We start from the raw sequence: 18,433 nt of genomic DNA, 5'->3' as shown, positions 1-18,433 counted from the left end.
TCAAGCAACTTAACGCGGAGCTAGAGAATAGCATTGTCAGCGAGGGTTGGGGAAATCATCACCGCGCTCTGGGCAAAAAAATGCCTGCCGAGGAGGCAGGCATCAATCGGTGTGCGCCAGGCGCGCGTGCGCGGACTAGCGGATCACCAGATACAAGGAACTGTTGTCGCGGACGATATTGAGCGCTAACACGCTGGGCTTGTCTTCAAGCAACTTGCGCAAATCGCCGAGGTTCTCAATCTTGTGGCGGTTGAGGCCGACAATTACATCCCCCTCACGCAGCCCGTAGCGCGCGGCGAGTGAACCTTCTTCAATGGCCGTCACTTCTACCCCTGCCGGCTCGGTGTCGTGATTTTTCAGCTCGGCACCGGTGAGGGCTTTGTGTAAGTTATCGGCCTTGGTTTGCGTCTGGCTCGCTTCTTTGAGGGTAGTGTCCATTTCTAGGTTTTCACCGTCACGGATAACCCCCAAGGTGACAGGCTTGCCCGCGCCCAAGGTGGCAATTTTGGCGCGTAATTCACCAAAGCTGCGAATACTTTTGCCGTTGACCGAGACGATGATGTCACCGGCTTCTAACCCCGCTTCTTCCGCGGCCGATTCCGGCATCACCTGGCTAACAAACGCGCCGTGTTGCGTGGCAAGACCAAAGGCATCGGCGAGCTCCGATGTTAGCTCGCGCCCGGTGACACCCAGCATGCCACGGCGCACCGAGCCATACTCGATAATTTGATCGACCAGGCTTTTCGCCATATTCACCGGAATCGCAAAGCCAATCCCGACGTTCCCGCCATTGGGGCCTAAAATGGCGGTGTTGATCCCCATCAACTCACCATTAAGGTTCACCAGGGCGCCCCCCGAGTTACCACTGTTGATCGCCGCATCGGTTTGAATAAAGTTCTCAAAGTTTTCCAAATTCAAACCACTGCGTCCCAGTGCTGAGATGATCCCTGATGTAACGGTTTGTCCCAGTCCAAACGGGTTACCAATCGCCACCGCAAAATCGCCCACGCGGAGTTCGTCAGAGTTGGCCAGTGGGATCTGTGTGAGGTTATTGGCATCTTCATCCAACTGGAGGAGGGCGATGTCAGACATTTCGTCACTGCCAATCAAGGTAGCATCGTACTCGCGACCATCTTTGAGTTGTACTCGGATTTGGTCAGCATCATCAATCACATGGTGGTTGGTGACGATATAGCCTTTATCCGCATCAATGATCACTCCCGAGCCTAATCCGCGAAATGGGCGCTCTTGGGATTGTTCGGGCGGTAGATTGGGGCCAAAGAAAAAACGAAAGGCTTCTGGAATACGCTGCTTCGCGACTTTATTGCCTTCAACGGCAATACTGACGACGGCCGGAGAGACCTTCTCCAACATGGGTGCCAAACTCGGCATGGCTTCGCCGTTTACGGTTTGCGGTAGGGCAGCGTGGCTTGGGAGAGGGGAAAAGGCCGCGCCAAGAGTCAGCGCGGCGATACTCATCGCTAGTAAAGACTTCTTCATCATAGACTCACACTCCGATTGTCGAGGTATGAAGTGAGAGTGGGGGCAATCTGAAAAAGTTCAATCCTCCATCAACTCGTCGCGCGTGAACCTTCACCGCTTTTGAGCAGCCCTGAGGCACTGCCTGAGTAGTCTCTGGGCGGCTCACTGGTTGTTTCGGCTTTCACTTCGGTGATTTTACCCAGCCGTTTAGCAAATGGATTGTCCTGATCGGGCAAATTCGGCATCAAATCGGTCGAGGTCTTTGCCATGTGCTGATAGAGCTTGTTGTAATCTTTGGATAGCGTATCGAGCAGCTCTGCGCTTTGGGCAAAATGATCCACCAACTCTTGGCGATATTGCTCCAGCTCGTAACGTGACTTTTCTAGCTCCCTTTTCATGTTTTTTTGTTGTTTCAGATCGCGCGTCGTCATGCGGGCAATAAAGAAGCCTACCGCGATACCGATGACGAGAAAGATCAGGCTATTAATCCAGGCCATAACTGCTCCTTGTAGTCACAAGTTGACTGTCCACAGATACCACTGACGGGTCAGTCAAGACAAGTAAAATCACTTGCCTACCTAATAATATCGTACATTCCCCAATGACTCAGCAAGGGAAGATTTAGCTCACTATACACGTCGCTTTCCGCTTGGGATACTGTCTTACGTGTTTGGTCTGTTGTGCGCGGTGACGCCCGACGTGTGACGTTTTCACGGGGCGTGTTACTATGCGTGCGAGGCGATAACCAATGAGGCTTTCACGGAATGACGCCACTCGAGCATTATAATAACGATCTGACCCACAACGATTTTATTGAAGACCCGGCGCAGCGTATGGCAGTGGAGAAACTCGATGATCTCTACCATCGCTTGGTCGCCAATCCCATTGTCCCCACCATGCCCGAAAAGCGCAGCTGGCTGCCTTGGCGTAAGCGCGAACCCGCGCCAGTGACCCCAGTAAAAGGCTTATACTTCTGGGGTGGGGTGGGGCGCGGCAAAACCTACCTAATGGATACGTTTTTCCACGCTTTGCCGTTTGAAAACAAGATGCGGATGCACTTTCACCGCTTTATGCATCGCGTTCACCAAGAGCTCAAAACCCTGGACGGCGAGGTTGACCCTCTGCCACAAATCGCTGATAAGTTTGCTCAAGAAACCCGAGTATTGTGCTTTGATGAGTTCTTTGTCTCTGACATCACCGATGCGATGATTTTGGGCACCTTAATGGAAGCCCTATTTGCGCGTGGTATTACCCTAGTGGCCACCTCCAACATCGTGCCGGATGAGCTTTATTGGAATGGATTGCAACGTGCGCGTTTTTTACCTGCGATCGCCTTGATTAATCAGCATTGTGAGGTGGTCAATGTCGACTCAGGGGTTGATTACCGCTTACGCACGCTAGAGCAAGCGGAGATCTTTCATCATCCTTTAGATGACGCCGCCACCGCGCAAATGCATGCCTACTTTAAAAAGCTCAATGGCGAGGGCGGGGTGAAACAGGATGTGATTGAAGTGAATCATCGGCCGCTGCAAACCCTCGAAAATGGCGACGGCGTGGTGCACTTTAGTTTTGCTGAGCTTTGCCAATCGGCACGTAGTCAAACCGACTACATGGAGCTGGCACGCCTTTACCATACGGTGCTGCTGGCTGATATGCCTCAGCTAACCGGGGCGCAAGACGACGCCGCACGGCGCTTTATTGCCTTGGTGGATGAGTTTTACGAGCGTAGCGTGAAGCTAATCATCTCGGCGGCGGTACCCATGGATAGCCTCTATCAAGGCGAACGGTTGGCGTTTGAATTTAGGCGCTGCCAATCACGCCTCATTGAGATGCAAAGCCATGACTATCTTGCGTTGCCGCATTTGCCCTAAATCGGATAGAACGCGGGGCGCAAGCTCGCTAACGGCGCGCGTCCCGCAACACAATGGTGTGCAGTAGCCAAACAATCACCAACTGAAAAAAATCCACCGAATTTTTTTGCCAAAAGGAGGTGATTTTTTCTCCACTCTTCCCTATAATCTCGCGACCCACCGTTACTGTTGAAAGGCTTAGGCCGAGTGTACCACCACTCGAAGGGGTGATGTATGGGCGCTTAACAGTGGGAGCTTAGGCTCCTGAAGTGAAACTTATTAATCGGGTAATCATTAGCATGAAAACTTTCGTTGCTAAACCAGAAACTGTAAAACGCGACTGGTTCGTTGTAGACGCTGAAGGCAAAACGCTGGGCCGTCTGGCCACTGAAATTGCAACGCGTCTGCGTGGCAAGCACAAGCCAGAATACACTCCTCACGTTGACACCGGTGACTACATCGTTGTTATCAACGCTGAGAAAGTGGCTGTTACTGGCCGCAAGAAGTCTGACAAGATGTACTACAGCCACACTGGCTACATTGGTGGCATCAAGTCAATCAGCTTTGAAAAACTGATCGCGGAAAAACCTGAACTGGTTATTGAAAAAGCCGTTAAAGGTATGTTGCCACGCGGTCCTCTAGGTCGTGCTATGTACCGTAAACTGAAAGTTTACGCAGGTTCTGAGCACAAGCACGCGGCACAACAACCGCAAGTACTAGACATCTAAGAGGAATAAAGCAATGGCAGAACAATACTACGGCACCGGCCGTCGCAAAAGCTCCGCAGCGCGTGTCTTCATCAAGCCGGGCAGCGGTAACATCGAGATCAACAAGCGTTCTCTCGAGACTTATTTCGGTCGCGAAACCGCTCGCATGGTCGTTCGTCAGCCGCTTGAGCTGGTAGAAATGACCGAGAAGCTAGACCTGTACATCACCGTTTCTGGTGGTGGTATCTCTGGTCAAGCTGGCGCAATCCGTCACGGCATCACTCGTGCCCTGATGGAGTATGACGAGTCACTACGTCCTGCGCTACGTGCAGCTGGCTTTGTTACGCGTGACGCTCGTCGCGTTGAGCGTAAAAAAGTGGGTCTACGCAAAGCACGTCGCAGCCCGCAGTTCTCGAAGCGTTAATCGACGTTCCAGTCAGATTTGCTGCAAAAAGCCTGGTGGCAACGCCAGGCTTTTTTTATCCATCAATTTATCCGTCATTCTTGGGTGCAATACTCATTTATTTCCTTTCAAAACAGTGTATAAGCACTCACTTTCCAACATTTTTATTACCCTTTCCTCAATTCTGTGCACACCGCTCACATTTGTTACAAAAAGGTAGCTTTATCTTGTCAAAAAGTAGGGTTTTCTCTATCATCTAGCCGACGTAATAGCAGCTAAGATTTAATCGAACTGATCCCAGTCAGCCGTTATTACATATTCGTTTTTAAGTAAGCCGTACGCTCCATGGACGCAAAGGACACAATAAAAATCCAAGCGGGAGCACATGGGAGAATGTTGGATGAGCAATGCGCCAGTGAATACCGGCCGACGCCGTTTCCTGACTGCGACGACGTCAGTTGTTGGCGGTTTAGGGGCCGTAGCAGTTGCCGTACCTTTTATTAAGTCTTGGAACCCAAGCGCGAAAGCCAAAGCGGCGGGCGCGCCTGTCGAAGTCGATATCAGTAAGCTACAAGACGGACAAATGATCCGTGTTGAGTGGCGAGGAAAACCTGTATGGATCGTGCGTCGTAGTGACGCGGTCGTCGAAGAGCTGTCTAGCTTCGAGGACCAGCTTCGTGATCCCGGTTCGGCACAGCCGCAACAGCCAGAATACGCAGCCAACCAGACCCGCTCTATTAAACCTGAAATTTTTGTCGCGGTTGGTATCTGTACCCATCTAGGTTGTTCGCCAACCTACCTGCCTGACAGTTTCAGTGAGCAAGTGAGTGGGGTGAAAGCCGGGTTCTTCTGTCCGTGTCATGGTTCCAAATTTGACATGGCAGGACGCGTATTCCAAGGCGTACCTGCACCACTAAACCTGGTCGTTCCACCTTACATGTACTTGGACGACAAACGGGTACTCGTGGGACAAGATGAGGGGACTGCGTAATGGAAAACTTGCTGAACTGGGTTGAGAAACGCATTCCAGCGATGAATGCGTATCGCAAACACATGACTGAGTACCCCATGCCGAAGAACTTCAACTTCTGGTATATGTTTGGGGTGCTCGCAATGCTGGTTCTGGTTAACCAAATTCTTACTGGGATTTGGCTAACCATGAACTACGTACCTTCAGCGGAAGGCGCATTTGCGTCTGTTGAATACATCATGCGTGATGTGGAGTACGGCTGGCTCTTGAGGTATATGCACTCCACCGGGGCCTCGGCCTTCTTTGTGGTGGTCTATCTGCATATGTTCCGTGGCCTGATTTACGGCTCCTACCAAAAGCCACGTGAGCTGTTATGGCTATTTGGTATGCTGATCTTCCTGGTGCTGATGGCTGAGGCCTTTATGGGCTATCTGCTGCCATGGGGACAAATGTCGTACTGGGGCGCACAGGTTATCATCTCCTTGTTCGGGGCCATCCCAGTGATTGGTGATGACCTAACACTGTGGATTCGTGGTGACTACGTTGTCTCTGGCGCGACCTTGAACCGTTTCTTTGCTCTCCACGTGATTGCACTGCCGATTGTGCTCTTGCTGTTGGTGGCATTGCACGTGCTTGCACTGCACGAAGTGGGCTCAAACAACCCGGATGGTATCGACACTAAACTACCGAAAGGTGAGGCAGATGACGATGGCCAGCAGTCACAGTTCAAGTTCCACCCGGATTACACCAAGAAATATAAGATCATTGATTCGATTCCTTTCCACCCTTACGGGACAGTGAAAGATTTGATTGGTGTGGGTGTGTTCGGCATCTTGTTCGCCTACGTGATTTTCTTTAATCCCGAAATGGGCGGTTATTTCCTTGAGCCACCCAACTTTGAAGCGGCTAACCCGCTGAAGACCCCTGAGCACATTGCCCCTGTTTGGTACTTCACGCCGTTCTACGCGATTTTGCGTGCGATCCCAGACAAGCTAATTGGTGTTATTGCCATGGGCGCGTCGATTGTGATGCTGTTCATCCTACCGTGGCTTGACCGCTGCCGTGTGCGCTCATACCGCTACCGCAGCAAGCTGCACTTGGCGAACATCGTCCAATTTGTGATTGCTTTTATTGCTCTGGGTATTCTGGGCGCGTTGCCAGCAACCCCAACGTACACCTTGCTGGCGCAGATCTTCAGCTTCTGTTACTTCATGTTCTTCGTGCTGTTGTTCTTCTACAGCAAAAATGAGGCAACAAAACCGCTACCAGAGAGGGTGACATTCAAATGAGAAAATGGATTGTAATCTTGTGCGCGCTGTTGCCCTCTTTGGCGATGGCCGCCGGTGGCAATGTCCACTTGGACAAAGCCAACAATGATTTGACGGACAAAGCCTCATTGCAACGTGGCGCCAAACTGTTCATGAACTACTGTTTTGGTTGCCATGCTACGCAGTATCAGCGTTATCAGCGTGTGGCCGAAGATCTCAATATTCCTAAAGACTTGATGGAAGACAACCTGATTGTCGACAAGAATGCCGATTACGGCGAGTTGATGAAAAACGCCATGACGCAAGAGGCGGGCGCGCAGTACTTCGGTGCACCCGCTCCCGATCTGACTTTGGTGGCACGTGTGCGTGGTGTGGACTGGCTATATACCTATTTACGTTCGTTCTACGTCGACCCATCTCGCCCATTTGGCGTGAACAACACCGTGTTCCCGAACGTGGGTATGCCACACGTGCTTGAAGAGCTGCAAGGCACACCCCGTAAAGTGTACGAAACACGTATGGTGGACGGTGAGCCGGTGGAAGAGTTTGTGGGTCTCAAGTCTGACGGCAACGGCGAACTCAGTGCCAGCGAGTACGATAATGCGGTGCGCGATCTGGTTAACTTCCTTGAATATTCAGGGGAACCTGTGAAGCTAGAGCGCCAGCAACTGGGCTGGTGGGTGATTGGTTTCTTCGTGGTATTCTTGATTTTGGCGTACTTCCTCAAGAAAGAATATTGGCGCGATGTGCACTGATCGGTTAATCTAGTGTGTTGCTAATCCGCAATGGGGACTTTAAGTCCCCATTGCTTTCTATTGTTATTGAACATCCTGGAGGGGTTGATGGCTGTTGCTGCCAATAAACGCTCGGTGATGACGTTATTCTCTGACGCATCTGATCTCTATAGTCATCAGGTACGCATCGTCCTCGCAGAGAAAGGTGTCAGTGTAGAAATCGAGCTGGTGGATCCGAATAATCTGCCAGAAGATCTGGTTGACTTAAATCCTTATAACTCTGTTCCAACCTTGGTAGACCGTGAGTTAGCGTTGTACAACGCGGATATCATCATGGAATACTTGGATGAGCGTTTCCCTCACCCGCCATTGATGCCGGTATACCCTGTTGCCCGTGCACAAAGTCGTTTGATGATGTATCGCATCAAGCGCAACTGGTATACCTTGGTTGACCAAATTATGGAAGGCAGTGCTGACGACGCCGACAAAGCGCGTAAGCAGCTGCGTGAAGAGCTTCTGGCGCTGGCACCGGTATTTGCCGAAGATCCCTACTTCCTAAGCGAAGAGTTTAGCTTGGTGGATTGCTACTTAGCCCCGTTGCTGTGGCGTTTGCCGGCACTGGGTATTGAGCTAACTGGCCCAGGCGCGAAGCAAGTAAAAGACTACATGACGCGTCTGTTTGAGCGTGATTCGTTTCTCGCCTCACTGACAGAAGCTGAACGTGAAATGCGACTAACAGGTCAATAATGTCTACATCAGAATTTGCGATGACACCACGCCGCCCCTATTTGGTTCGCGCGTTCTATGATTGGTTACTGGATAACGATCTCACCCCACACATGGTGGTGGACGCGACGTTACCTGGGGTACAAGTCCCGTTTGACTACGTCAAAGACGGACAAATTGTTCTCAACATTGCCCCGCGTGCGGTGGGAAACTTAGAGCTTAGCAACGACCATGTGTGCTTTAATGCCCGCTTTGGTGGCAAGCCTCAACAAGTGCTGGTGCCTATGGCCGCAGTGCTCGCCATCTATGCGCGTGAAAATGGTGCCGGCACCATGTTTGATATGGAGCCCGCCTACGCGCAGGCCGATGAGGAGGAAATGTTTGAACAATCTCCCTCATCCAGCGAGGTAGAAGACGACGACGAGCCGCCTTTGGTGTCGGTTGACAGCGTTGACGACCCAGACGCGTTGCCGCAAGCCGATGACGAAGACGACACGCCGGCTACGCCAAGCAAAAAAGGCAAGCCGACGCTAACCGTGGTGAAATAACCGCGTCGCAAGTTCTACCTGAAGGTTAGACACAAAAAACCAGCACCCAAGTGCTGGTTTTTTTTATGCGCAGGGGCCTGCCGCACAGAAAAGGCGCCCGACTCGACGCCCTCAATGTACGGCGTCTGAATCAATGACGCTCGGTCATGATCTCGCGCGAGAACACTTTCTCACAGTATTTACAGCGCAACTTCACATCGTCTGCTTCACTCAGCACGCGGAATGAGCTATCAACCGCCGGCTCCCCGTGAGTAATACAGTTAGAGTTTGGGCAGCGGAACACGCCTTGAATCACCTCAGGCAAGGTCAGCGGCAACTTAGCGACCACTTGGTAATCTTCAATTTGATTCACGGTTGCCTGTGGGGCGTACAACGCGAGTTGGCTGGCCTGATCTTCGCTGATCACCACGTTCTCGATTTTGATCAGATCTTTGCAGCCTAACGCCGACGATGGCAAGTTAAGGCCAATGGTGATCCGCTGATCGCTGCCGTGCATTTGAAACAGGTTTAAGATCTTAAAGCCAATGTGCGCGGGAATATGATCGATCACCGTGCCGTGACAGATGGCTTCAACTTGTAGTTTGTTATCCGTGCTCATTTTGCAACTCCTTCAACCTGTTCGTTTAATACCAGTGCCAGCAGGGCTTCTCGCGCATAGACGCCGTTCTCAGCTTGCTCAAAGTAATAGGCGTGCGGGGTTTTATCGACATCCACAGTAATTTCATCCACACGGGGCAGGGGATGCATCACCTTCATGTTGGGTTTGGCATCACGCAGCATCCCCGCATTTAAAATGAACGCCGCTTTAATGTGCGCATACTCTGATTCATCAAAGCGCTCTTTTTGTACCCGCGTCATATACAATACATCCAGCTCAGGCACCACATCGGTGATGCTACTGTGCAGGCTATACGGGTGGCCCGCGGCAGTCAGCTCATCTAACAAATACTCAGGCATCGCCAAGGCATCCGGGGCGATATAGAAAAAGCGGTTACCCTCGAATTTTGACAAGGCTTGCGTCAGTGAATGCACGGTTCGGCCATATTTCAGATCGCCCACCATGGCAATGTTGAGGTTATCGAGCCGGCCTTGGGTTTCGTAAATCGAGAACAGGTCGAGCAGGGTTTGGGTTGGATGCTGGTTAGCGCCATCACCACCGTTCACTACAGGCACACCTTCAGAGAACTCCGAGGCCAACCGCGCTGCGCCTTCTTTGGGGTGGCGCATCACAAAGCCATCGACATACGAAGAAATCACCCGCACTGAGTCGGCCAAGGTTTCGCCTTTTTTACCTGACGAGGTATTGCCACCGTCGGGGAAGCCGATCACTGAGCCGCCAAGGCGCTGAATCGCGGTTTCAAACGACAAACGTGTGCGCGTCGACGCCTCAAAAAAGCAGCTGGCAATCACTTTATTCTTCAACAGCGTCGGGTTAGGGCGCGCTTTTAGCTCGCCCGCCGTGGCGACGATTAACTCCAGCTCGTCGCGGCTGAGCTCGGGAATGGAAATAATATGTTTGTTATAAAGCGTATTGGCCATAACGCGAGTCCCTTTCTTTGCAGTGTGCTACAGGCAAAAAAAAACCTCCGAAACGGAGGTTTTTACGATCACGACCAATGCGGATACCGTCCCGCAATGGGGCGGATAAATCGCTGTTTGTGGGTGGAATAACCAACATAACTTCTGGCCGTGTAGTGAAATCTGGCCGAATTATACGCCCCTATTTATGTCGTGCAAGCAAAAGTGCAATCGTTTACGTGCTTGCGTTGACGAGTGTGGCAACCATCACAGCCTTGATGGTATGCATACGGTTCTCTGCTTGGTCAAAGACGATCGACTGCTCAGATTCGAACACCGCGTCGGTCACCTCTAAGCCATTAAGCCCGTATTGATCGGCGATTTGTTTACCCACACCAGTCTCATCGTTATGAAAGGCAGGCAAACAGTGCATAAACTTAGCGTGTGGATTCGCGGTGGCGGCCATCAAACTGGGGTTAACCTGATAAGGGGTGAGATCGGCCACGCGCTGCGCCCAGACCGATTCGGGCTCACCCATCGACACCCAGATATCGGTGTACACAAAATCACAGCCGTTCACCGCTGCGGTGTCTTCGGTTAAGGTGATCGTCGCGCCGGTATTGGCGGCGACATCTTGGCAGGCGGCAATCAAATCAGCCTCAGGCCAATAGGCTTTGGGGCCAATCAGGCGCAGATCCATGCCCATTTTCGCCGCACCGACCAATAGCGAATTGCCCATGTTGTTGCGCGCATCTCCCACATACGCAAACGCGATTTGATCAAGCGGTTTGTCACTGTGCTCTTGCATGGTGAGCAGATCGGCCAACACCTGGGTAGGGTGAAAATCATCGGTTAAGCCATTCCATACTGGCACCCCGGCATGCGCGGCGAGCGCCTCGACCACTTCTTGGCCAAAGCCACGGTATTGAATGCCATCGTACATTCTCCCTAATACCCGCGCGGTATCCTTCATGGTTTCTTTATGGCCAATTTGGGTGCCGCTAGGGCCGAGATAACTGACCTGCGCGCCTTGATCAAACGCCGCCACCTCAAAGGCACAGCGCGTACGGGTCGAGGTTTTCTCAAAAATCAGCGCAATGTTTTTGCCTGTTAGCTGCGGCGTTTCCTCACCGCGAGCTTTGGCCGCTTTAAGTGCGGCGGCATCATCAATCAGATCGTGGATTTGCTGAGGTGACAAGTCGAGTAAGGTGAGCAGTGATTGCTGGTAGAGGTCGCTTTTCATATCTATCCCTAAATAACCCACTAAAATGAATATTAAATCGATATTTGTGTTTAATTATTCTTTGATGGTAAAGCGCGTGCTAGCAATATGCAAGCGACAAATCCGAGCGTAAAGGCCATAAATTGACCAATAACACACCGTTTTGATGGTTTTCTGACCGCGGGAGGGGGATTTAATCAAGCACTGACAATGCTGATAAATTGGCGACAAACTAGACAATCCTTTTACTGCCTTATAGCGGGAGAATGACAGGGCCGCGCGATGAGTGCGAGATAGTGTTTATGTCCTCAAGGGCAACGACAATACTAGGAAGGAGAACATGATGAAAACACAAAACAAAGCACTGACTCTTAGCGCACTCATGATGATGGTTGGTCTCGCCGGCCCCGCGATGGCCAACGAAGCCAGCCAACCACAAGGCGACCAACCCGTGGTAACCTGCCCAGACGGCGGCACGGATTGCGACACGCAACCAATGCCAGAAGACGACAACAGCACCTGGCCGGCTGAAGACAGCCAAGACCCCGCCATGCAATAAGGCGGTCACCTCCTAAGCAAGCAAAGCGTGAGTGCCGCCACATTGGCGGCGCTTGTTTATCCCGCAGCACGCTAAGTGCTCAAAAAGCATACTGAATTCGCCCCCCTTACAGCTAGACACCCTGTGAGCCTTCCCCTATAATCCCATTCCATTCGGCCCCTTAGCTCAGTGGTTAGAGCAGTCGACTCATAATCGATTGGTCCCCAGTTCAAGTCTGGGAGGGGCCACCAAATTTCGAAAGGTTTATGGAGAAATCCGTAAGCCTTTTTTCGTTCTAGTCCGGTCTATATCCGGTCCGCAATTACTTCCGGTAAGCTCTGGTCTGTTCGCAACCACATGAACACTTCAAGTCATCATCACAGGGGCACATCTTCTATCTACCCCCGTTGAGGCTTCTCTAACCTGTATAGCGTGAATCAGAGCGGGTACTCACTCCTTAACTGTCCCGCTGAATACATATCAATATAATCAACAGCCTACTAATCGGATACAGTTACTATAAAGGCATGGATGTTTGGGTAGGTCTGTAAGGAGAAAACGGTACACATTGATGGCCGATTACCCTTAGCGGTAATCGGCCATCAATGTGTACCTTACGTTAGCTGTCATCGAAATCTAATCCTAAGTACCAGCACCTTACTGTTGAGCATGATGCTGGTATAAGTACCTTCAACGTAGACAAGGTCACAAGATACATTTTCTAGATAGGTCATCGGTAAAAATCCACAACCCCAAATAATCCTAAAATCGAACCGAAAGACCGGAATAGGACCGGATGAGCCACATCATCGACAACATGGCCGAAACTACATCGTGCAGAAAGTTAGGTTGGATAAGGCCTAGAGTACGATTACAGGGTCAGTCTGATGTGACCGACCCAGCGATCTGGGATTTGTGGTTGTTGAAATGTAAATAAAAAGGAGTAATGTATTTATCTTATTCGGCACACCATCTAGTTAAAGACCCTATGCGTTTACATCATTTGAAATTTGGTTGGTGGAATGTTTCTCTGACCCCCCCAAAAGCGAAGGGCAAGGGGACTCCCGAAAATTTTCTAGATAGGTCATCGGTAAAAATCCACAACCCCAAATAATCCTAAAATCGAACCGAAAGACCGGAATAGGACCGGATGAGCCACATCATCGACAACATGGCCGAAACTACATCGTGCAGAAAGTTAGGTTGGATAAGGCCTAGAGTACGATTACAGGGTCAGTCTGATGTGACCGACCCAGCGATCTGGGATTTTAGGTGGGTGTTGAAAGAACCGATAATGTACAATGCCTACACTTTTAACACCCCTGTAGGTTTTTGTAATCATGAGCTTTATTCCTTCAGAGATAATTACTCAATGTACAGATGATGTAATTGTAAATATCAAGCGGACACTAGGTAGCCGGTGTCGTTTTAAATCATATAATGACCGTGATTTTAACTCAGTTCTAAGTCAAAAAGCTGTTGCTTACCTTGGCTCAAAAATCATGATTCATACTCATCTAACAAACTCTCCATATTCAAAAATACATTTTGAGTATGGGTTAGAGGAGGCAATTAATTTAGCAGCGGATAAAAGCGGAAGAAAGGCACAATTAGCAACTATAGGGAACCCTGGGCATGATATAACAATTAATGGAGAACGTTATTCTCTAAAGACCCAGGCTGGAAAGTCGACCAATTTCCATTTCATACATATCAGCAAATGGATGGAGCTAGGCAAAAATCCAAACTGGGGGCAAGATGAAACAGTTCTCACTGAATTGAGAAAGGAATTTTTATCTCATTTACAAGGGTACGAGAGGATACTAGTTTTGAGATACTTACCAGGGCGAAAAGCAAATAGCGAATATAGCCATTACTACGAACTTATAGAAATACCAAAAACTCTTCTTATAACATGTCAAGATGGTTGGTTCGAAATGAAATTTGACAGTCGTCAGAATCCAAAGCCGGGGTACTGCTATGTAGTAGAAGGAAAAACAAAACTTTTTTCACTTTACTTTGATGGAGGCGGTGAAAGGAAGTTACAAATTAAAAGTATAATCAAGGAACGCTGTATTCTGCATGCTACATGGGAATTCGATGTGTAAATTAACATTAGAAGAAAAGGAGCAAAGCTCCTTTTATATTCTAATTTCAACTTGATTTTCCGTATGTTGGAGTCGCTCTTCAGCGATCATTGCGTATTCAGAGTTAAGCTCTATACCATAGTATGATCGTCCCAGTGAACGGCTAACAACTCCAGTTGTTCCTGAACCAAAAAACGGGTCCAAAACAATATCGCCCTCTTTACTCCCGGCTTTAATACAAATCTCAACTAGTTCGGGCGGATAAACAGCAAAGTGAGCCCCCTTGAATGGCTTGGTTCTAACTTTCCACACTGTACGTCGGTTTCTCACCTTTTTACCATCAATAGCGGGTTCTTTAACCGATTCATAGTCGTAGTAATACTTCTCACTTTTCGACAGCAAAAACACATATTCATGAGAACGAGTTGGACGATCTTTTACTGACTCAGGTTGACAATTCGGCTTATACCATATGTTGTCAGACCTCAAGTACCAACCGTCATCCTGAAGTGCTAGTGCCAACCGCCATGGAAGACCTATTAGATCTTTAGGTTTCAAACCATCCGGTGTTGAGGCCCGATAGCTCATACCTCGAGCCGGGTTCTTCTTGTCTTTGTCTCGCCAAGTTCTCCCCCCGCTAGTGTATGAATCACCAATATTCAACCAAAGGATTCCATCATCTTTTAAGGTTCGTCTTACCTCTCTAAAAATTGCAACTAGGTCGCTAATAAACTCATGAATCGTTTCTTCCGCACCGATCTGACCGTTCATATTGTAGTCACGTAACCCCCAGTACGGAGGGGAGGTAACGCACATTTGAAATGTCTTATCCGGGACTTGCGTGAGTGCTTGCCTTGAATCTGCAATGATCAATCTGTCCCTGTACTCATTTTGCATCATATGCTGTTGTTCTATATGCGGATATACGTCTGTACTCATTGGAAACTCTTAAAATAAAAACAGGCTATACAGGGTGGTCGCCGATTGTAGCACAATGTGACCACCTATAATGTGCAAGAATCAAAGGGGGATTACTTAGGTAAAGTAACACCTTGTACAAGTTCTGAGATATTAGCGCTCACCTCTCTCAACCTACTAGAAGCAAGATGCGCATACCTAGTACTAGTCTGAGGCGACTGATGTCCCAGCAAATGCTGTACATCATAGAGCGTTGCGTTGCCTGAGTTAATCAGTATTGATGCAAAGCTGTGTCTCAAATCATGAATTCGGAAGTTGTCAGTAATCCCGGCAGCTTTCTTGATCCGAGCAAATGCCTTCTTCGGATGAGCGATAGGTCTACCGGGCGCATCTCCGGCAAAGATATAGGGGTTCTTCGGTTGTTGAAATTGTCTTTGATCATGGATGACTTCCTTAGCTAGATGGTTGAGCAGGACCGTTCTCGACAGCCCTGACTTAGTATGGGGTAGAAATAGATTCCAGTTACCGTCGTCGTCGACGGTAAGCCACTCCCATTTCGAACTAGTGATTTCTCCGATCCGCATCCCTGTTAGCAGTGCAAACTTGAGGGCATTAGCTTGGGTGCGATTAGGTTCTTCGTCACAAGCTTTGATGAAGGCTGAAACCTCGTTTCGTGATAGGAATCGTTGACGAACATTGTTTTCCTTCAACTTCCTGATGTACTGACCAGGATTAGAATCTACATACCCCCATTCCATAGCCAATCTGAACATACGAAGTACTAGCGAGCGCAGACGGTTCACTGTTGCGGGTTTTCTACCTTCGAGTAACCCGTCCAACAACTTCTGAATATCTTGCTGTCCGATATCAGTGAGGAGTTTCTTACCCCATTTCGGATAGAAGTGTAGCTTGAGGCTGCCCGCATCACTTTTGGCTGTGAGCTTATTCATCATTGCATACGGTAAGTAATGCTGCTCAGAGAACTCCTGGAACGTGAGTACGTCGCGCTTCTCATCACGAACAGCCTTGGGATCATTGCCTAGAGCAATTTCCCGTTTATGGTCATTAGCAATCTGACGAGCAGTGGGGACATCTAACGCTGGATACTCACCTAGCTGGATGGATTTTTTGGTTCCGTGGAGGGTATATCTGAACAAGAAACGCTTCCTGCCTTGGCGATTAACGATCATCTTGAGGCCAGAACAGAGTTCGTCTGTGTATTCCGTTTCCTTACTTTTGCTTGTCGTGGGCGTTGGTGGTAGTGCGTCAAGTTGGCGCTTATTGAATTTGAATTTTCGGGATTGCATCGCCGCCTCCTTAGTCATTTTCAATGGAGAAGTATTGGCGTAACTCGATGAGCAGTGTCTTAGGCATCAGCATGTAGATACCCTTCCCGGAGTCCTCGACAATGCTCAGGATGAGTACTGCTCCGTAGTCCAGCTCATCTTCGAATTCGTTGTACGTGAGCGCTCGCTTTAGCATTTCGATATCGTCGACGACGGTAGAGAGTTCGGATTTTGATGTGAGGAACCAAAGTTCACATTGCAGTTCATCCCATGTCTGTTGGGTTTCTGCCTCATCGTAAAATGGCTCGGTGAGGATGGATTTGATTTGTTCTTGTAGGGTGGTGGTGATAGGTAGGATTGAGATTTGTTGAAGATTGTTTAGCTTAATCATATTGAACTCCATGGTATTGATATCATGGAGTTAATATGTGTTTATTAATGCGGGTGATTCGGTTTGTATCTCCGCTATCCGCATGAATAAGTGTGATTTTTACTCACCTTCTGAAGCTGATGATTCTTGCTTTGCGCGTTCCACACTACTCTTAAAATTTATTAACTCTAAATTTAATCTAGAGTTCTCAAGTACTTTTTTCACTGCATCGGCGAACTCTTCTTGATCGTAACACAAAAATTTATCCTTATTAAAAAGTACAGTCACTGGATAAACATCATCACTTTCTTTGTATTTAAATAGTGTTAGTTTATTAACGCTATCACCCTCTACACCTAGTGATAGAATAGTGTATCCAGTTGCGACCTTCTCAGGATTTGCCCAAGCATTAATAGCAGCTCCCAACGCCCTCAAGGTATTCGAGGAATCTACATCTCTAAACTCTTTCCGGGGAGTTAGCTCCACTTCGAAACCGAAATGTTCACTTAAAGCATTAGTAAGTTCTGTATATATTTCTTTAAGCTCTTTTTTGTTTTTATTCACAAGGGATGCCCCTTCCTGCCCCTTTATTAAACTTTCTTGAAATTTGAAACTCATATTAACCTCACGGATGCTTAACTATTTCACATACTACGGGTAAGTGATCAATGATAGACTTACTATCTAATATACTGGATATAAGGTACTCACTAGACAAAGCTCCTGTTGTTGACTCGTTCAGGTGCCATTCACCATTCCCTATGAAGTTCCCCGAAAAAATAATCTGATCAAATGTATGCCAGTAATCTCCGTATCGGTCCTTGTAACGATGTGAACCGGATGGAAAGTGCTTTTTATCTTTCATTGTATAGTTGTAAATTTCTTTTGGTGACAAATCTCGCCAGAAAGGATTGTAGAACAGCTCTGTAGGGTACTTTCTAACAGACTCATGGCATCTTGTGGCTTTAAGCCCCTCTAACATCTCTTTATCATATGGGCGGGCATTAAAATCACCCATAATAATAATATGATCACTTTTACGCATCATATCACTGGTAGCGTCATATAGGCCCTGCGCAGCCATATGACGTTTAGGTTCCCCACTGGTATCTATTCTACTAGACCAATGACATAAAATTATCTTGAACTTATCTCCGTCTTTTCGATCAACGACTTGAAGAACCTGACCTACTTTTATTGTCTGATTTCGTGGAAACCTTTTTAAATCTTCTAAGTGTGATACTGCTACAGTAAGTGAGTTATAAATAACGGCAGTATCGTATCTAGTGTTTCCTACGCTGTGATCTAAAGACAGGGCTTTGTAAGGCGTTCCATCTAAGTAGCGCTCGATCTCCGCCACATCTGTTGAAGATACTTCACATATAGCTATGAGAGATAGTTCGTGACTTTTGAGAGTCTCAACTAGGGTATTACATATTAGTTGATAATTTTCGGGAGTCCCCTTGCCCTTCGCTTTTGGGGGGGTCAGAGAAACATTCCACCAACCAAATTTCAAATGATGTAAACGCATAGGGTCTTTAACTAGATGGTGTGCCGAATAAGATAAATACATTACTCCTTTTTATTTACATTTCAACAACCACAAATCCCAGATCGCTGGGTCGGTCACATCAGACTGACCCTGTAATCGTACTCTAGGCCTTATCCAACCTAACTTTCTGCACGATGTAGTTTCGGCCATGTTGTCGATGATGTGGCTCATCCGGTCCTATTCCGGTCTTTCGGTTCGATTTTAGGATTATTTGGGGTGGGTTGTGGATTTTTACCGATGACCTATCTAGAAAA

Annotated in this window: 20 protein-coding genes and 1 tRNA gene; 11 read left to right on the top strand and 10 right to left on the bottom strand. The window is 48.5% G+C overall.

What is annotated here, in order from left to right:
• Positions 1 to 135: 135 nt before the first annotated feature.
• Both BZG73_RS10145 and zapG read right to left on the bottom strand, forming a co-directional pair.
• Positions 136 to 1,500, bottom strand: a complete 1,365-nt coding sequence (locus BZG73_RS10145; RefSeq protein ID WP_101494493.1) for a Do family serine endopeptidase — start codon at positions 1,498 to 1,500, stop codon at positions 136 to 138.
• Between the two features lie 71 nt (positions 1,501 to 1,571).
• On the bottom strand, positions 1,572 to 1,979 hold the full coding sequence (gene zapG, locus BZG73_RS10140; protein WP_069363320.1) for a Z-ring associated protein ZapG: 408 nt from the start codon (positions 1,977 to 1,979) through the stop codon (positions 1,572 to 1,574).
• Between the two features lie 267 nt (positions 1,980 to 2,246).
• On the opposite strand from zapG, the gene zapE reads away from it, so the two are divergent.
• From zapE to sspB, 8 genes are all read left to right on the top strand, one after another.
• On the top strand, positions 2,247 to 3,353 hold the full coding sequence (gene zapE / locus BZG73_RS10135) for a cell division protein ZapE (protein WP_077668235.1): 1,107 nt from the start codon (positions 2,247 to 2,249) through the stop codon (positions 3,351 to 3,353).
• Positions 3,354 to 3,631: 278 nt separating this feature from the next.
• On the top strand, positions 3,632 to 4,060 hold the full coding sequence (rplM, locus tag BZG73_RS10130; RefSeq protein WP_046073927.1) for a 50S ribosomal protein L13: 429 nt from the start codon (positions 3,632 to 3,634) through the stop codon (positions 4,058 to 4,060).
• Between the two features lie 13 nt (positions 4,061 to 4,073).
• The gene (gene rpsI / locus BZG73_RS10125; RefSeq protein ID WP_046073928.1) at positions 4,074 to 4,463 is read left to right on the top strand and encodes a 30S ribosomal protein S9; all 390 of its coding nucleotides are present in this window, start codon (positions 4,074 to 4,076) and stop codon (positions 4,461 to 4,463) included.
• A 379-nt stretch (positions 4,464 to 4,842) separates the two neighbouring features.
• Positions 4,843 to 5,433: a ubiquinol-cytochrome c reductase iron-sulfur subunit gene (petA, locus tag BZG73_RS10120; protein ID WP_046073929.1), complete on the top strand. Its 591-nt coding sequence runs from the start codon at positions 4,843 to 4,845 to the stop codon at positions 5,431 to 5,433.
• Positions 5,433 to 6,701: a cytochrome b gene (locus BZG73_RS10115; RefSeq protein ID WP_046073930.1), complete on the top strand. Its 1,269-nt coding sequence runs from the start codon at positions 5,433 to 5,435 to the stop codon at positions 6,699 to 6,701. Before petA ends, BZG73_RS10115 begins: the two co-directional genes overlap by 1 nt.
• Positions 6,698 to 7,435: a cytochrome c1 gene (locus tag BZG73_RS10110; protein WP_077668234.1), complete on the top strand. Its 738-nt coding sequence runs from the start codon at positions 6,698 to 6,700 to the stop codon at positions 7,433 to 7,435. Before BZG73_RS10115 ends, BZG73_RS10110 begins: the two co-directional genes overlap by 4 nt.
• Before the next feature lie 87 nt (positions 7,436 to 7,522).
• Entirely contained in the window at positions 7,523 to 8,161 is a 639-nt protein-coding gene (sspA, locus tag BZG73_RS10105) for a stringent starvation protein SspA (RefSeq protein ID WP_046073932.1), read from the top strand.
• Positions 8,161 to 8,688 (top strand): ClpXP protease specificity-enhancing factor, encoded by a 528-nt coding sequence (gene sspB / locus BZG73_RS10100; RefSeq protein WP_077639270.1) that lies wholly within the window; start codon positions 8,161 to 8,163, stop codon positions 8,686 to 8,688. The genes sspA and sspB overlap by 1 nt, the downstream gene beginning before the upstream one ends.
• A gap of 130 nt (positions 8,689 to 8,818) precedes the next feature.
• On the opposite strand, the gene pyrI is transcribed toward sspB, so the two are convergent.
• The 3 genes from pyrI to argF form a co-directional block, all read right to left on the bottom strand.
• Complete coding sequence (pyrI, locus tag BZG73_RS10095) at positions 8,819 to 9,286, bottom strand: aspartate carbamoyltransferase regulatory subunit (RefSeq protein ID WP_077606047.1); 468 nt, start codon at positions 9,284 to 9,286, stop codon at positions 8,819 to 8,821.
• Positions 9,283 to 10,227 carry an aspartate carbamoyltransferase gene (pyrB, locus tag BZG73_RS10090; protein WP_077606048.1) on the bottom strand — a complete coding sequence of 315 codons (945 nt, stop codon included), beginning with the start codon at positions 10,225 to 10,227 and terminating at the stop codon, positions 9,283 to 9,285. Before pyrB ends, pyrI begins: the two co-directional genes overlap by 4 nt.
• 214 nt (positions 10,228 to 10,441) lie before the next feature.
• Positions 10,442 to 11,449 carry an ornithine carbamoyltransferase gene (gene argF / locus BZG73_RS10085; RefSeq protein WP_077668233.1) on the bottom strand — a complete coding sequence of 336 codons (1,008 nt, stop codon included), beginning with the start codon at positions 11,447 to 11,449 and terminating at the stop codon, positions 10,442 to 10,444.
• A 319-nt stretch (positions 11,450 to 11,768) separates the two neighbouring features.
• Between argF and BZG73_RS10080 the strand changes: the two genes are divergently transcribed.
• The 3 genes from BZG73_RS10080 to BZG73_RS10070 all read left to right on the top strand — a co-directional run bounded on the left by BZG73_RS10080 (position 11,769) and on the right by BZG73_RS10070 (position 14,074).
• Positions 11,769 to 11,987 (top strand): hypothetical protein, encoded by a 219-nt coding sequence (locus BZG73_RS10080; RefSeq protein WP_131825349.1) that lies wholly within the window; start codon positions 11,769 to 11,771, stop codon positions 11,985 to 11,987.
• Positions 11,988 to 12,141: 154 nt separating this feature from the next.
• Positions 12,142 to 12,217 (top strand) — tRNA-Ile (locus tag BZG73_RS10075).
• Positions 12,218 to 13,306: 1,089 nt separating this feature from the next.
• A complete protein-coding gene (locus BZG73_RS10070; RefSeq protein WP_077668232.1) occupies positions 13,307 to 14,074 on the top strand; it encodes a hypothetical protein in 768 nt (255 codons plus the stop codon).
• Between the two features lie 33 nt (positions 14,075 to 14,107).
• Here BZG73_RS10070 and BZG73_RS10065 read toward each other — a convergent pair whose 3' ends face one another.
• From BZG73_RS10065 to BZG73_RS10045, 5 genes are all read right to left on the bottom strand, one after another.
• On the bottom strand, positions 14,108 to 14,992 hold the full coding sequence (locus tag BZG73_RS10065) for a DNA-methyltransferase (protein ID WP_077668231.1): 885 nt from the start codon (positions 14,990 to 14,992) through the stop codon (positions 14,108 to 14,110).
• 92 nt (positions 14,993 to 15,084) lie between these two features.
• Entirely contained in the window at positions 15,085 to 16,278 is a 1,194-nt protein-coding gene (locus BZG73_RS10060) for a site-specific integrase (RefSeq protein ID WP_201247897.1), read from the bottom strand.
• Positions 16,279 to 16,288: 10 nt separating this feature from the next.
• Positions 16,289 to 16,648, bottom strand: coding sequence for a hypothetical protein (locus BZG73_RS10055; protein ID WP_077668229.1), 360 nt, complete (start codon positions 16,646 to 16,648; stop codon positions 16,289 to 16,291).
• 99 nt (positions 16,649 to 16,747) lie between these two features.
• A complete protein-coding gene (locus BZG73_RS10050; RefSeq protein WP_077668228.1) occupies positions 16,748 to 17,245 on the bottom strand; it encodes a hypothetical protein in 498 nt (165 codons plus the stop codon).
• Positions 17,246 to 17,252: 7 nt separating this feature from the next.
• A complete protein-coding gene (locus tag BZG73_RS10045; protein ID WP_235606053.1) occupies positions 17,253 to 18,200 on the bottom strand; it encodes an endonuclease/exonuclease/phosphatase family protein in 948 nt (315 codons plus the stop codon).
• Between the last annotated feature and the right edge of the window lie 233 nt (positions 18,201 to 18,433).

The sequence above is a fragment of the Salinivibrio siamensis genome, assembly GCF_001996005.1.
In the GTDB taxonomy this organism is placed as follows: Bacteria; Pseudomonadota; Gammaproteobacteria; order Enterobacterales; family Vibrionaceae; genus Salinivibrio; species Salinivibrio siamensis.
Note: the sequence above shows the minus strand (reverse complement) of the source record. Positions and strands in the feature narration are given on the sequence as shown.

What these genes read in the sequence shown, in the direction of transcription:
- rplM (WP_046073927.1), top strand. Translation starts at nt 3,632, where the DNA reads ATGAAAACTTTCGTTGCTAAACCAGAAACTGTAAAACGCGACTGGTTC.
- BZG73_RS10115 (WP_046073930.1), top strand. Translation starts at nt 5,433, where the DNA reads ATGGAAAACTTGCTGAACTGGGTTGAGAAACGCATTCCAGCGATGAAT.
- BZG73_RS10110 (WP_077668234.1), top strand. Translation starts at nt 6,698, where the DNA reads ATGAGAAAATGGATTGTAATCTTGTGCGCGCTGTTGCCCTCTTTGGCG.
- BZG73_RS10065 (WP_077668231.1), bottom strand. Translation starts at nt 14,992, where the DNA reads ATGAGTACAGACGTATATCCGCATATAGAACAACAGCATATGATGCAA.
- BZG73_RS10070 (WP_077668232.1), top strand. Translation starts at nt 13,307, where the DNA reads ATGAGCTTTATTCCTTCAGAGATAATTACTCAATGTACAGATGATGTA.
- pyrI (WP_077606047.1), bottom strand. Translation starts at nt 9,286, where the DNA reads ATGAGCACGGATAACAAACTACAAGTTGAAGCCATCTGTCACGGCACG.
- zapG (WP_069363320.1), bottom strand. Translation starts at nt 1,979, where the DNA reads ATGGCCTGGATTAATAGCCTGATCTTTCTCGTCATCGGTATCGCGGTA.
- pyrB (WP_077606048.1), bottom strand. Translation starts at nt 10,227, where the DNA reads ATGGCCAATACGCTTTATAACAAACATATTATTTCCATTCCCGAGCTC.
- zapE (WP_077668235.1), top strand. Translation starts at nt 2,247, where the DNA reads ATGACGCCACTCGAGCATTATAATAACGATCTGACCCACAACGATTTT.
- sspA (WP_046073932.1), top strand. Translation starts at nt 7,523, where the DNA reads ATGGCTGTTGCTGCCAATAAACGCTCGGTGATGACGTTATTCTCTGAC.
- argF (WP_077668233.1), bottom strand. Translation starts at nt 11,449, where the DNA reads ATGAAAAGCGACCTCTACCAGCAATCACTGCTCACCTTACTCGACTTG.
- rpsI (WP_046073928.1), top strand. Translation starts at nt 4,074, where the DNA reads ATGGCAGAACAATACTACGGCACCGGCCGTCGCAAAAGCTCCGCAGCG.
- petA (WP_046073929.1), top strand. Translation starts at nt 4,843, where the DNA reads ATGAGCAATGCGCCAGTGAATACCGGCCGACGCCGTTTCCTGACTGCG.
- BZG73_RS10055 (WP_077668229.1), bottom strand. Translation starts at nt 16,648, where the DNA reads ATGATTAAGCTAAACAATCTTCAACAAATCTCAATCCTACCTATCACC.
- BZG73_RS10045 (WP_235606053.1), bottom strand. Translation starts at nt 18,200, where the DNA reads ATGTATTTATCTTATTCGGCACACCATCTAGTTAAAGACCCTATGCGT.
- sspB (WP_077639270.1), top strand. Translation starts at nt 8,161, where the DNA reads ATGTCTACATCAGAATTTGCGATGACACCACGCCGCCCCTATTTGGTT.
- BZG73_RS10080 (WP_131825349.1), top strand. Translation starts at nt 11,769, where the DNA reads ATGATGAAAACACAAAACAAAGCACTGACTCTTAGCGCACTCATGATG.
- BZG73_RS10050 (WP_077668228.1), bottom strand. Translation starts at nt 17,245, where the DNA reads ATGAGTTTCAAATTTCAAGAAAGTTTAATAAAGGGGCAGGAAGGGGCA.
- BZG73_RS10060 (WP_201247897.1), bottom strand. Translation starts at nt 16,278, where the DNA reads ATGCAATCCCGAAAATTCAAATTCAATAAGCGCCAACTTGACGCACTA.
- BZG73_RS10145 (WP_101494493.1), bottom strand. Translation starts at nt 1,500, where the DNA reads ATGAAGAAGTCTTTACTAGCGATGAGTATCGCCGCGCTGACTCTTGGC.